The 14,652-nt window shown below is 36.2% G+C and carries 11 protein-coding genes; 8 read left to right on the forward strand and 3 right to left on the reverse strand.

Features of this window, described 5'->3' with window-relative positions:
* Positions 1-8 precede the first annotated feature (8 nt).
* Positions 9-2,333: a zinc/cadmium/mercury/lead-transporting ATPase gene (locus BQ5209_RS00960; protein WP_085246712.1), complete on the forward strand. Its 2,325-nt coding sequence runs from the start codon at positions 9-11 to the stop codon at positions 2,331-2,333.
* Between the two features lie 68 nt (positions 2,334-2,401).
* Here BQ5209_RS00960 and birA read toward each other — a convergent pair whose 3' ends face one another.
* Genes birA through murB form a run of 3 tightly spaced genes read right to left on the reverse strand, consistent with a single transcriptional unit; the run spans position 2,402 to position 5,542 of the window.
* Positions 2,402-3,355 carry a bifunctional biotin--[acetyl-CoA-carboxylase] ligase/biotin operon repressor BirA gene (birA, locus tag BQ5209_RS00965; RefSeq protein WP_085246713.1) on the reverse strand — a complete coding sequence of 318 codons (954 nt, stop codon included), beginning with the start codon at positions 3,353-3,355 and terminating at the stop codon, positions 2,402-2,404.
* The gene (locus BQ5209_RS00970) at positions 3,330-4,472 is read right to left on the reverse strand and encodes an MFS transporter (protein ID WP_085246714.1); all 1,143 of its coding nucleotides are present in this window, start codon (positions 4,470-4,472) and stop codon (positions 3,330-3,332) included. The genes birA and BQ5209_RS00970 overlap by 26 nt, the downstream gene beginning before the upstream one ends.
* Before the next feature lie 59 nt (positions 4,473-4,531).
* Positions 4,532-5,542, reverse strand: a complete 1,011-nt coding sequence (gene murB, locus BQ5209_RS00975; protein ID WP_085246715.1) for a UDP-N-acetylmuramate dehydrogenase — start codon at positions 5,540-5,542, stop codon at positions 4,532-4,534.
* 452 nt (positions 5,543-5,994) lie between these two features.
* Here murB and BQ5209_RS00980 point away from each other — a divergent pair, with 452 nt between their 5' ends.
* The 7 genes from BQ5209_RS00980 to BQ5209_RS01010 all read left to right on the forward strand — a co-directional run bounded on the left by BQ5209_RS00980 (position 5,995) and on the right by BQ5209_RS01010 (position 14,628).
* Positions 5,995-7,227 (forward strand): phosphopentomutase, encoded by a 1,233-nt coding sequence (locus BQ5209_RS00980; protein ID WP_085246716.1) that lies wholly within the window; start codon positions 5,995-5,997, stop codon positions 7,225-7,227.
* Positions 7,228-7,275: 48 nt separating this feature from the next.
* Positions 7,276-7,992, forward strand: a complete 717-nt coding sequence (deoD, locus tag BQ5209_RS00985; RefSeq protein ID WP_085246717.1) for a purine-nucleoside phosphorylase — start codon at positions 7,276-7,278, stop codon at positions 7,990-7,992.
* A gap of 103 nt (positions 7,993-8,095) precedes the next feature.
* Positions 8,096-9,352, forward strand: coding sequence for a nucleoside permease (locus tag BQ5209_RS00990; protein WP_085246718.1), 1,257 nt, complete (start codon positions 8,096-8,098; stop codon positions 9,350-9,352).
* 281 nt (positions 9,353-9,633) lie between these two features.
* Complete coding sequence (gene add / locus BQ5209_RS00995) at positions 9,634-10,803, forward strand: adenosine deaminase (protein ID WP_085246719.1); 1,170 nt, start codon at positions 9,634-9,636, stop codon at positions 10,801-10,803.
* A gap of 29 nt (positions 10,804-10,832) precedes the next feature.
* Positions 10,833-12,806: a bifunctional 2',3'-cyclic-nucleotide 2'-phosphodiesterase/3'-nucleotidase gene (locus BQ5209_RS01000; RefSeq protein ID WP_085246720.1), complete on the forward strand. Its 1,974-nt coding sequence runs from the start codon at positions 10,833-10,835 to the stop codon at positions 12,804-12,806.
* Positions 12,807-12,837: 31 nt separating this feature from the next.
* The gene (locus tag BQ5209_RS01005; RefSeq protein ID WP_085246721.1) at positions 12,838-13,233 is read left to right on the forward strand and encodes a cytidine deaminase; all 396 of its coding nucleotides are present in this window, start codon (positions 12,838-12,840) and stop codon (positions 13,231-13,233) included.
* 93 nt (positions 13,234-13,326) lie between these two features.
* Entirely contained in the window at positions 13,327-14,628 is a 1,302-nt protein-coding gene (locus tag BQ5209_RS01010; RefSeq protein WP_085246722.1) for a pyrimidine-nucleoside phosphorylase, read from the forward strand.
* Positions 14,629-14,652: the final 24 nt, after the last annotated feature.

Raw genomic sequence — 14,652 nt, forward strand, 5'->3', positions numbered from 1 at the left:
GTAACGTTATGTTATATAATAACAAATCAATGTGCCACAAACATCACCGCCATGAATGTTGTCATGATAATTGTCAAAATCTGGCGCATAATCATGCAAATTTCTCTCATGAGTTAAATTGTCATCAAGAATCAACCCAGAGTTGTGGCGGTAGTACCCATAAGACTAACCCCAAAAATGAGTTTGGCGATCCCCCTGATGACCCCGACAGGCAAATCAATCAAACTAAATTAACATGGAAAATAAAAGGCATGGATTGTGCAAACTGTGCGCAAAAAATTGAAAATAGTTTAAAGACATTACCCAATATTTGCCAAACCAAGATTATCTTTTCTACCGAAAAATTAGTTGTTTTTGTTCCACAAAAGAATGAAAAAACGATTAAATTGATCGAAGATAAAATCGTCGAGTTAGGCTATAAGCCTATTTTTGAATCATCCCCCGAACATTCACATCATCATGAGCATTCCCATCGTTTTGATAATAAAGCATTAATCCCTTTAGCGGTGTTAGGCGCTTTAATTGTTATGAGTTATATCCTTTTGTTATGTAATCAAACCGTTGGCGAATATGCCTTTATGGTGACGGCAATTGTTGGGCTCATTCCTATTTTGAAAGAAGCATTGGTTTTAACGCGCAGTGGTACACCATTTGCGATAGAGTCGTTAATGAGCGTGTCGGCTATTGGTGCTTTATTTATTGGTGCTGCCGAAGAAGCCACCATGGTGATATTTTTATTTATGATTGGTGAAATGTTAGAAGGTGTTGCTACAAGTAAAGCAAAAAAAGGCATTTCCTCGCTTGCTCAGCTCATGCCAGAAGAGACCGTGATAATCATTGACGGTGTACGAAAAACCGTTGCCAGTCATAGTTTAAAACCCGAGGATATTATTGAAATTTCATCTGGAGGGCGGTTGCCTGCTGATGTCATTTTAATTAGTGAGCAAGCCAATATTGATGAAAGCGCATTAACTGGCGAGTCCATTCCTGTTAATTATCTTTCAGGCGACAAAATTATGGCTGGTTCGTTGGTGGTTGATAATACAATTCAACTTAAAGTGGTATCAGAAGTCGGGCAAAATGCGGTTGATCGTATTTTACAGATGATTGAAGATGCCGAAGAGAGCAAAGCGCCTATTGAACGTTTTATTGATAAATTTAGCCGTTACTATACGCCTACAATTGCTTTATTTGCACTATTGGTGATTGTTGTGCCACCTTTGTTGCTTAATGCTGATTGGTATACTTGGTTTTATCGTGGCTTGACGTTGTTATTAATTGGTTGCCCTTGTGCGCTGGTGATTTCAACCCCTGCGGTGATAACATCGGCCTTGTCGAATGCGGCAAAGCAAGGGGTGTTAATTAAAGGTGGAGCAGCATTAGAGCATATTGGTTCGGTTAAACTGGTTGCGTTTGATAAGACTGGTACCTTAACTGAAGGTAAACCACAAGTAACCGATGTGATTGCTCAAGATATTTCCAAAGAACAATTATTAGCAATGGTTGCCTCGGTTGAAAGTGGTTCGCATCATCCTATTGGTAAAGCTATTGTTGATTACGCATTACAAAATCAGTTAAGCATTAATCAGGCTGACAATCGTAAAGCAATCGCGGGAATTGGTATTCAAGGCGAGATTGATAATCAGACTTTTTATATTGTTTCGCCAAGCAAAGTTGCGACCGTTTCAACGCCTTTAAATGATGAACACAATAAACTCATTGCGGAACTTGAAAGTGCAGGTAAAACCGTGGTGGTTGCGGTAACAAATCAACAACTGATGGGCATTATTGCTCTGCAAGATATGTTGCGGTCAGATGCAATTACTACAATGAATGAACTTAATCAGCTTGGTATTAAATCTTTGATGCTAACAGGCGATAATGCGCGAGCAGCTAAAGCTATTGCCGATCAGTTAGGTATGGATTACCGCGCTGAACTGTTGCCTGCCGATAAGTTGATTGCCATTGAAAAGATCCGCAACACAACGTCAATTGCTATGGTAGGTGACGGTATTAATGATTCGCCAGCCATGAAGGCTGCAACTGTGAGTATTGCCATGGGAAGTGGCACAGATGTTGCGCTAGAAGCTGCCGATGCCGCATTAACTAAAAATAGCTTACTCAGTTTGCCTAAGTTAATTCGCTTAACTCGCTTTGCGAGTCGTAATATTAAACAAAATATTACCATTGCATTAGGCATTAAGCTGATCTTTTTGATTACCAGTTTGTTTGGTGTTACTGGACTGTGGCTAGCTGTGTTGGCTGATTCAGGCACGACTGCGATTGTGACCGCTAATGCCCTTCGGGTTTTGAAATTTAAAAATAAAAGTTAAGAATATGTTTGCTTAATCTATTCCGCTTGTTACAAGCGGAATAGTTTTGTTAAATCATTTTGGGTTTATTATTCATCCATTCTTAATGATATTTCGCCACCAATATGGGCATTAATTTTACCGTTTTGTTCTAACAATAAAGCACCTTGCTCATTAATACCTTTTGCAATGCCGCGAATGATATTATCACCAATTAATAGTTTTACTGGTCGATTGGCAAAGTTATCTAGTCTATTCCAATCATGAATAAATGGTGCTAAACCATGTTTTTCAAATTCGATTAATTTACTTTTTAAGACTTTGGCAACTTGTGCCACAAGTAAATTACGATCAACATTACCTAAATTCGCCCATTTTTGGTTAACTATGTTGATATCGGGGTTTGTCATGGTTAGATTGACACCTACACCAATCACTACATGGGCACAGTCGCCAGTTTTACCGGCGAGCTCAACTAAAATACCTGCTAACTTTTGGTCGTTAAGATAAAGATCATTTGGCCATTTAACTTTGATCTCTTGGCCTGATAATGTGCGTAATGTATCAGCAAGTACTATCCCGACCACCAAACTTAACCCCATTGCCGCGGCCACGCCTTGGTCTAATCGCCAATACATCGAGAAGTATAAATTGCTACCAAAAGGGGAAAACCATTTTCGCCCACGTCTTCCTCTCGCTTTTGATTGAAATTCAGCCACACAGCAATCACCTGATGTTAATTGCCCTATTCGATCAAGCAGATATTGATTGGTTGAATCAATAATCGGTAATACTTCACACTGGCTATTCGACTGGTAATACTCGTCAATTTTGGCTTTATTAAGCAAATTAAGAGGAGATGCCAAGCAATAGCCTTTACCTTGCACTGACGTTAATGCTATCCCCCACTCACGCAGCTGTTTGATATATTTATTAATACCAGCACGTGTTATACCGAAAATGGTTGCCAATTCTTCGCCTGAGTGGAACTGTCCATCGGCCAATATTTTAATTAATTTAAGTGGCTTTTTGTGGCTGCGCATCCGTTCCTCTTTTTTTAACTAATAAGATAACGAAGTATAACGAAATTATAGCAAAACTAACAAATAAATAGGTATTACTCGTTTTATCCATGATGAATGCTATCACCGCAGGAGCAACTAGGCTACCTAAGGTGTTAGTTAATAGCATTGCTTGGTTCATAGCCACAATATTTTGCTTTTTAACACATGAGCAAGCCCAAGCCATGGATATAGGATAAATGGTGTAAATGGTTGCACCTAATAAGATAATTGCCAACACACCAAACCAATTAAATATAAGCATGATACATGCAACCAACATGAGCAGCGATTCAATTAGCAATACCATTTGCCGTCCAAATTTGTCGGCACACCAGTTGGCAGGCATTTGTGCTGCCACTCCTGATAAAATAAGTAAAATCATCCAATTAGCAACTTGAGTATCGCTATAGCCCAAGTGTGAATAATAAACTGGTAATAGTGAATATAACGATCCAATTAACATACCAGCAATAACGCAACCGGTTAACCCAAGCCGAGAGGGTTTATTTAATATCATTGGCATAATGTCAAAGCTGCTTTTTTTTCTTTTGGGTAATTTATAATGTGTGCGCAAAATAAATAAAATCGCAAGCCCCATTAGTAACATAATAACCAATCCAAAATACAAGACATCTTGTGGAAAATACTGTAACAAAGCTTGCCCCAAAACCGTGCCTAAATAATAAGTGGTTAAATAAACTGCAAGCATTTTTCCGCGTGTATGCACAGGGCCAGTGAGTAATATGCAACTTTCAATAACCACCCAAGTGACAGCGCAAGCAATACCAATAAAAAAGCGCCACATGATCCAGCTATAAAAATCCATCGAAAAACTTAAACCAATAGTTGCAATAGCAAAAATAATGCAACTATAGGTATAAGTGTGTCGAGCATTAAATTTGCTAATAAACCAATTGGCAAAAATAGTACCAATCAAGTTACCAGTAAAATAGCTTGATCCCACAAGACCAATTTGCCCAAGCGAAAACTCATTACGCACTAGCCACAATGGCACTTGCGTATTGAGTGCTGACAACGAGATAGTCACAAAGAGTAAACTCGTTAATAAAATAGGAAATGAATACGAATGTTTCATAATATTATCGCATATAATTTAGGGGTTATAATTTGCGGACAAGTATAATTTGGTGTTAATTATAAATAACTGTCTGCATCAATTTCGCTCGAGTTGCCGATAAATCGGATTTCTGGCGATAAACTCACCAAGAATTTTTGAAATACACATTTTTTTATATAACGAGCTAATTCAACCACATCTTGTGCTGTTGCTTGATTTTTGTTGACTAATACGAGCGCTTGTTGTTGATGCACAGCAGCTCCGCCTATTTGATAGCCTTTTAGACCACACTGATCGATAAGCCAACCTGCGGCTAATTTTATTTGTCCGTTAACTTGTGGATATATGGGCATGTTTGGATAAATTTCAAGTAGCTTGTCCGCCACAATTTTATCGACCACGGGATTTTTAAAAAAACTTCCCCCATTACCAAGCACTTTTGGATCAGGCAATTTACTACGGCGAATTTCACATACTTTATTAAAGACCATTTTTGGGGTGACACTTTTTGGATCAAAGTTTCGTAATTCACCGTAATTTAATACTGGTTGCCACTGTTTGGATAATTTAATTCCAACATTGATAACCGCATAACCTTGCAAATATGCTTTTTTGAAGATGCTTTCACGGTAACCATATTGACCATCGGTTACTGTGATAATTTTTCCTGTAGCAAGCTCAAGCAACTCCACATAGTCAGCAATGTTTTGAAATTCAACTCCATAAGCACCAATATTTTGAATGGGCGCCGAACCAACACAACCTGGAATTAATGCTAGGTTTTCAAGTCCTGATATATTTTGCGCAATGGTTGTTGACACTAAATCATGCCAAATTTCGCCAGCACCCACTTTTAAATGCCATGCTTGTTCGGTTTCAGTTATGGTAATACCTTTGATGCGATTGACAATAACAATACCATCAAAATCACAGGTAAAGAGGGTATTACTGCCTTCACCAATAATTATAATAGGTAAATTTTGGGAGTTATCTTGCCAAACTTGTTGTAATTGTTCAACTGTCGTGATCGTAACAACATTTTGGGCAAAAACAGTTAGGCCAAATGTATTAGGAATTTTTTGTTTCATTGATAACTACCTTTATTTTTTGTGAAAATAGATATCCCAAAGTCAATCGATTTTATATGTTATTTTTATAGTTTGGACTCTATCACATTTGCTGTCTATATTACCACAATGGTTAAGCTTATTTGATTAATTATTTAATCGTGAATGATTGTGAATTTTTCTATAAATTTGCCATTAATTGTGCTCTTTATAGAAGCGGTATATTCACTTTTTGGCGACAAAAGTATAACTATAATCAAATTAATCGCATTATTTATACAAATATTCGGCTAAAGTAATGCTTAAATCTTTTTTGTTTTTTGTTATCGTGTATTATAACTAGTCAAGCAATGTTTTTTATAAGCTATAGTCTAAATCACTTATTAATAGTACAAAAAACAAACGCTGTTATTTAATTAACGGTTATTGATTGTGCGCGAGTTAAGTTTTGCTTCAATGAGTTAGAGGAAATTATGAAAAGAGTTTTTATTATGATCCTAGATTCGTTTGGAATCGGTGGGGCTGAAGATGCCAAAAAATTTGGGGATGAAGGTGCAGATACATTGGGTCATATTGCTGAGTTTTGTGCATTAGGTAAAGCGGAACAAGGTCGAAGTGGGCCATTAAAACTACCTAATCTAGGTAAATTAGGTTTAATAGAAGCCGCATATGAATCGACAGGAATATATCCTAAAGGAATGGTGACAGAAGGAGACATTATTGGTTCATATGGTTATGCTAGTGAACTTTCATCTGGTAAAGATACTCCTTCAGGGCACTGGGAAATTGCAGGTGTACCAGTACTCTTTGATTGGGGTTATTTTACTAATACCACTAATAGCTTTCCTCAAGATCTTTTAGACAAAATTGTTTCTCGCGCAAAACTTCCCGGCTATTTAGGTAATTGTCATTCTTCAGGCACGATTATTCTTGATGAGCTTGGTGAAGAACATATGACGTCTGGTAAACCTATTTTTTATACTTCTGCTGATTCAGTATTCCAAATTGCCTGTCATGAAGAGACTTTTGGTTTAGATAGACTTTATGAGGTTTGTGAAATTGCACGTGACGAGCTAAATAAAGGTAATTACAATATTGGCCGTGTTATTGCTAGACCATTTGTTGGTAAAAAAGCGGGCGAATTTGTGCGGACTGGAAATCGTCACGATCTTGCTGTTGAGCCCCCTGCACCAACAATGATTAAAAAGCTGGTTGATGAAAAACAAGGCACTGTGGTGTCCATCGGTAAAATCGCCGATATCTATGCCCAAGTTGGAATTACCAAAAAAGTGAAAGCAACCGGTATTGAAGCTTTATTTGATGCATCACTAGAAGAAATCAAACAAGCTAAAAATAACACTATCGTATTTACTAATTTTGTCGATTTTGACTCATCTTATGGTCATCGTCGAGATGTATCGGGTTATGCTGCTGCGTTAGAATATTTTGATCGTCGCTTACCTGAAATGTTAGCACTTATTAAGCCCGGCGATCTACTTATTATTAGTGCCGATCATGGTTGTGATCCAACTTGGACCGGCACCGATCATACTCGCGAACATATTCCTGTCATTGTTTATGGCGATAGTGTGCCAGTTGGATCTTTAGGTCATCGCGAAACATTTGCCGATATTGGACAAAGTGTTGCCGACTATTTTGACTTATCGCCAATGGATTATGGTAAATCCTTTATAAAAAATAAGTAATTTAAGTTTAAGTAATATTGATTTAGAAACAAATATCAGGAGAAGTTAATGTCTACCCCGCATATTAATGCCGTTGATAATGCTTTTGCAAAAACCGTTTTAATGCCTGGCGATCCGCTACGAGCAAAGTTCATTGCAGAAACCTTTTTAGAAAACGCACAAGAAGTTACCAATGTAAGAGCAATGTTAGGTTTTACCGGTTATTACAAAGGTCAAAAAGTTTCGATTATGGGGCATGGAATGGGCATTCCATCTTGTTCTATTTATGCAACCGAACTGATTAAATTTTATGGTGTTGAAAACATTATACGTATAGGTTCGTGTGGTGCAATTAGCCCTAATGTTAACGTGGGTGATGTGATTGTTGGGTTAGGTGCTTGTACCGATTCAAAAGTTAATCGCTTACGTTTTAAAGATCATGATTTTGCTGCTATCGCTGATTTTGATTTAACCTGTAATGCCGTTAATGCCGCTAAAAAATTAGGTGTCAATGTTAAAGTTGGTAATCTGTTTTCTGCTGACCTGTTTTATAGTGTTGAGCCTGATATGTTTGATGTGATGGAAAAATATAATATTTTAGGTGTGGAAATGGAAGCTGCTGGTATTTATGGCGTTGCGGCTGAATATGGTGCTAAAGCACTAACTATTTGTACGGTTTCGGATCACATTCGAAAAGGTGAAGCAATGTCGGCAGAGCAAAGACAGCTAGGCTTTAAAGAAATGATCACCGTTGCACTAGAGTCTGTTTTATTAAATCAAAACTAAAAAAATGGCAGGTAAATCTGCCATTTTTTATTTTGATCAAATAATTATTTATTGATATTTAGGTAATAGGTTATACAAGATCTCGTTTATTAAGGAATCATAAATGAATATTAAGTTTCAACTTAAAGTTATATTTTTCTTACAATTTTTTATCTGGGGAAGTTGGTTAATAACCCTAGGTTCTTACATGATGCGTAAATTAGAATTTACTGGTATTGAAGTTGGATCGATATATGGAACAATGGGGATCGCTTCATTATTTATGCCAAGCTTACTTGGTATTGTAGCTGATAGATGGATACCCGCTAATCGCTTGTATATGCTTTGTCATTTCATTGGTGCGGTAACGCTCTTTATTGCTGCTTCTGTAACTTCACCTTTTATGATGATGATTGTGATACTTATTCACTGCTTAGCTTTCATGCCTACTATCGCTATTTCAAATTCAATCTCCTATTCTTGCTTAGAATCACAAGGACTTGATGTTATTACTCAGTTTCCTTGTATCAGAATTTTTGGAACAATCGGCTTTATTGTTGCCATGTGGCTTGTTAGCTTTTTACAGTTAGAACTTAGTAACATACAACTGTATATTGCAGCTGCATCTTCTTTATTACTCAGCCTTTATTCTTTCTCATTACCATTAATTCCAACAGCAAAAAATACTACTGAAGAAAAAAGCATCATTAGTTCATTAGGATTAGATGCTTTTGTTTTATTCAAACAACCTAGAATGGCTATTTTCTTTTTATTTGCGGTTTTATTAGGCGGCATTTTACAAATCACCAATACTTTTGGTAATCCATTTTTGCATGATTTTGAAAAATTCCCAGAATATGCTGATAGTTTAGTAGTTAAGTATCCTTCTGTATTGTTGTCTATTTCTCAAATTTCAGAAGTAGCATTTATCTTATTTGTCCCTTTTTTTATGAAACGTTTAGGTATCAAATATGTCATGCTAATTAGTATGTTTGCTTGGGTAGCACGTTTTGGTTTATTTGCATATGGTGATCCGTCTCCTATTGGTTTTGTGTTGCTGCTTCTTTCAATGATTGTTTATGGTTGTGCTTTCGACTTTTACAATATATCCGGTTCAATGTACGTGGAAAAATCGGTATCGCCAACTATTCGTAACAGTGCTCAAGGATTATTTATGACCATGACTAATGGGCTTGGTGCTTATTTAGGTTCAGTAATTAGTGGCTTTGTAGTTGATCATTACACAACTACAAGTGGCATTGATTGGCAAACGGTCTGGCTTGTTTTTGCAAGTTATGCTTTGGTTCTAGCTATTGTGTTTATGTTGATTTTTAAAAACGAGAATCCTAATTCAAAAGCAAATCAAATCGTCAATGAATAATTCATTGAGTGGTTACTCATCTCTACCACTTAATCAATATGCAGGCAACAATATAAATTGTTGCCTTTTTACTGGTAATACATTAGCGTAAAAATATGATTTACCGCACAAAAATAGAAATAAGTAATGCAAAAGGTATGGCAGACAGATGTCTTATCAAGGTAAAATAACCTAATTTATCATTATCAATATTGTGTATGCTATTTTGAGCTTTTGATAAGTATATTAATGGCATTATTACTAAAGCCAATTTAACTCATTTAAAATAGATTAAATACCTAATGAACAATCAAATAATACCCAAAGTTATATTGCATGAGCATATTGAAGGAAGCATTACTCCTATGATGGCTCATCAGCTAGCTCAAAAAAATAATGTTCCTTTTCCCAATACGTTGTGTTATCAACCTGGTCAATACAATACTAAAGAATATAAAAATGGTAGATATTTGTATGATGAGTCCAAATTTGAAGAGTTTATCAAAACGTATGATACCGTTTCTAATTTTCTAAAAGACCCTGAAGATTATTATTCCATTACTTACGATTTTCTTTATAGAAATGCCAAGCAAGGATTAATTTATTGTGAGCTGTTCCTTTCGCCCTATCATATTTGCACAACCGAAGTTAATGGTGAAATTATTTGGGATAAAGAAAGATTTCATCAAACACTTTTCCAAATGGATAAAGCAATTATGCAGGTACAAAACGATTATGATATTACAGTTAGATATCATGTTATTGGTGTTAGGCACTTGGGTGCGAAAGTGGTTTACGATACGTTGCATTTTATTCAGCATAATCATCATCACTTTATTACCGGATTTAATATTGCTGGCAACGAAATGGCTGGACATTTTGATGATTTTCAAGATGCCCATGAGTTGGCAACTAAGCTTAATTTAAAAAAATCGTATCACGCTGGCGAAATTGATTCGGCCGAAAGTATTATTCAAGCGCTTAAACACGGTGCAAACAGAATTGGACACGGTATTCGTGCCATTGAAAATAAAGCCCTTATTTATGAACTAGTCGATAAAAAAATCACACTTGAAATTGCTTTAACGAGCAATCGAATTTTAGTTAATGAACTGCACGGTGATATCTATCAGCACCCAATAAGGCAGCTTTATGATCAAGGTGTTCGTATTACCCTTAATACGGATGATGCAGGGATTTTTGGTACCGATATTGAAAAAGAATATAACATCGCCCAATCCATATTTGCATTTTCCCGATTAGAATTGCTTGATATAACGCTGTGTGGGGTTCAAGCCGCGTTTGCCGAAGAATCGGTTAAAAATCGTTTGATAGAGCAGGTCCTTTCATGTTTTACAGCTAATGATAGGCTGGTGATGAAAAAATGCATTAATGACAAAAAATATCATCCAGCAATCATTGAACGATTTCTAGAATATCAAAAATTGCTACTTGCTATACCCATTAACTAATTAATTTGTCAGAACAATAGGAGATTTGTATGAAAAAAAATAAGTTAACCCTAATCTTTTTAACCCTATTTATTTCTGGCGCTGTTAATGCTGCGACAGTTGATTTAAGGATTATTGAAACGACTGACTTGCACGGTAACATGATGAATTATGATTATTTTAAAGATCAGCCTGTTGATTCGTTTGGATTAGTAAAAACTGCCAATTTAATTCATCAAGCAAGAAGTGAAGTAAAAAATAGTGTTCTTGTCGATAATGGCGATCTGATTCAAGGTAGCCCAATGGCCGATTATGCAGTAAATAAAGGTCTTAATGATGGAGATATTCATCCTGTTTATAAAGCACTCAATACACTTAATTATACTGTTGGTAATATTGGTAACCACGAATTTAATTTTGGATTAGAATTTCTGCAAAAAAGTCTTTCTGGCGCTAAATTTCCTTACGTTAACGCTAATGTTTATGATGCTCAAACCAATAAACCATTTTTTAAACAATATATTATTGTCGATACCCCTGTTGTTGATAGAAATGGCGATAAACACACAATTAAGATTGGCTATATTGGTTTTGTACCACCACAAATTATGCAATGGGACAAAATTAATCTTGATGGCAAAGTTATCGTTAAAGATATTACTGAAACTGCCAAATTATTAGTGCCTGAAATGAAAAAACAAGGTGCCAATGTCATTATTGCCATTCCTCACTCTGGCGTGTCGAGTGAACCTTATAAAGCATTAGCTGAAAATTCAGTTTACTACTTGAGCCAAGTAGAAGGTATTAATGCAATTATGTTTGGTCACTCTCACGGCGTATTTCCTAGTGAAGAGTTTCATTCACTGCCAAACACAGATATCCAAACTGGCAATATCAATCATGTTCCAGCGGTAATGCCTGGACAATGGGGTAGTCACTTGGGTGTGGTAGATTTAGTACTAAATGGTAATAAATCCGATTGGCAAGTTGCTTCGGGTAAGTCCGAAGCTAGACCTATTTATGATGTAAAAAATAAGAAAGCGCTGGTAGAGGCCGACAAACAGATTGTCAATATTCTAAAAAAAGACCACCAAGGTACACGTGAATTTGCTGGTAAGCCAATAGGTAAAGTGTCAACCCATATTACGAGCTATTTAGCACTGGTCGAAGATACTTCTGCCTTACAAATTATTAGCGATGCACAAATCGATTACGTTAAGCAGTTTATTCAAGGGGATCCTGATCTTGATGACCTACCTGTTTTATCAGCCATTGCTCCATTTAAAGCTGGTGGCAGAAAAAACGATCCCAGTGCTTTTGTTGATATCTTAAAAGGCGATTTATCGTTTAGAAATGCCGCAGATATTTATCTTTATCCTAACATTTTATCGGTTTTAAAAATTACAGGTAAAGAGGTGAAAGAGTGGTTGGAATGTTCAGCTGGTATGTATAATCAAATTGACACAAATTCATCACAACCGCAATATTTAATTAATTGGGACAAATTCAGAACCTATAATTTTGATACTATTGATGGCGTGAATTATCAAATAGATGTAACCAAACCACCACGTTATGATGCAAATTGTCAATTAATTAATCCAACATCTGAAAGAATTAGCAATCTAACTTTTCAGCAAGAATCTATTGATTTTAATGAAGAATTTTTGATTGCCACCAATAATTATCGTGCATATAGTGGCATATTTCCAGGTACAGGTGAAAAAAATATCAAATTTAATTCGCCTGATGATTTAAGATTGCTTCTTTCGGCTTATATCACTAATACCACCCAAAAATATGGGATAGTAAATGTTACCGTTGATAATAATTGGCAAATTGCTCCAATTACTAGCCACACAAAATTGGATATTCGCTTTGAATCATCACCAACGGATGAAGCTAAATCTTATATTGAAAAACATTCGCTATACCCTATTCGCTTTATCGATACAGATACATCTGGTTTTGGCGTTTATCAAATAGATTTGCAGTCACCAGTTAACACTCAACCTAAAATTTAATTAGTATTATTATGACCCAAGGATTATCAATATGAAAATTGACAAACTCATTGAACTCGCTAAAACAGCCCGTTCTAAAGCTTATGTACCTTATTCTAAATTTAAGGTTGGTGCTGTACTCATTACTGAAAATAACGAAGCAATTTTAGGCTGTAATATCGAAAATGCATCGTACGGACTAGCTAATTGTGCAGAGCGAACTGCAATTTTTAAAGCGGTATCTGAAGGTAAAACAAAATTTAAAAAATTGGTGGTCATTGGTGATACCGAGGGTCCAATTTCACCTTGTGGTGCTTGTCGTCAAGTTATTAGCGAGTTTTGTGCTAAAGATATGCCCGTGATTTTGACCAATATGCAGGGAAAAATCCAAGAAACAACAGTGGGTGAATTATTACCTTGGTCATTTTCACCAAGTGATTTGGACTAATTTAGTCTCAAGCATTTTCCTATTAACCCATTAAACTTAGGGTGATTTAATAATTAAAGATTCACCCTATTATCAATATAAGAGAGTATCGTTATGAGATTTGTTGATATTATTGAAAAAAAACGCGACGGAAAAGCACTATCAACGGAAGAAATACAATTTTTTATTACAAACTACACTAACGGCAAAATTCCTGATTATCAAGTTAGTGCTTTATTGATGGCAATTTATTATCAAGGTATGACATCAAAAGAGTGTGCAGATTTAACTAGCGCAATGATGTATTCAGGCGATACGGTTGATCTATCATCCATCAAAGGTATTAAAGTTGATAAACATTCTACTGGTGGTGTGGGCGATACAACAACATTAGTGCTTGCCCCTTTAGTTGCAGCCTTAGATGTACCTGTGGCTAAAATGTCAGGTCGAGGACTTGGGCACACCGGTGGTACCACCGATAAATTTGAGTCTATTCCAGGATTTAAAATTGAATTAAGTAAACAAGATTTTATTAATCAAGTTAATCATAAAGGCCTTGCCGTGATTGGCCAATCTGGCAATCTAACACCAGCAGATAAAAAGCTATACTCGTTACGGGATGTAACAGGGACAGTTAATTCTATTCCGCTTATTGCAAGCTCAATTATGAGCAAAAAATTAGCCGCTGGCGCTGATGCCATTGTTCTGGATGTCAAAACTGGCGATGGCGCACTAATGAAAGAGATGGCCGACTCCGAAAAATTAGCCCATGAAATGGTGAATATCGGTAACCAAATTGGTCGTAGAACCATGGCTATCATTTCAGATATGTCACAACCACTTGGTTTTGCAATTGGTAATGCGCTTGAAATAAAAGAAGCCATTGATACTTTACAAGGCCATGGCCCCGCTGATTTAACTGAATTAGTTTTAACATTAGGTAGCCAAATGGTTGTGCTTGCCAATAAAGCCAAAACATTGGAAGAAGCTAGAGCAAAACTTCAAGAAGTCATTAAAAATGGCAAAGCTATCGAGAAGTTCAAAACTTTAATTGAAGCACAAGGTGGTGATAGTTCTATTGTTGATCATCCTGAAAAACTAGCTAGTGCACCTTACCAAATTGCCCTACCGGCTCTTAAATCAGGTTATGTATCAAAAATTATTGCAGATCAAATTGGTATTGCGGCAATGCAACTAGGCGCTGGGCGCGCAACCAAAGAGGACATTATTGATCCAGCGGTTGGAATCGTGTTACATAAAAAAGTGGGCGATCAAGTTGCCGAAGGCGAAGCATTGTTAACCATTCATGCTAGTACAGATAAGCTTGATGCGATTAAGCAAAAATTGTATGACAATATTATTATTAGTGATTGTGCCAATGAACCACAATTGATTTATAAAGTGATTACTGAGTAATCATTGGCAATAAGGATTTAGGAT

It is taken from the genome of Gilliamella mensalis, assembly GCF_900103085.1.
GTDB classification, from domain to species: domain Bacteria; phylum Pseudomonadota; class Gammaproteobacteria; order Enterobacterales; family Orbaceae; genus Gilliamella; species Gilliamella mensalis.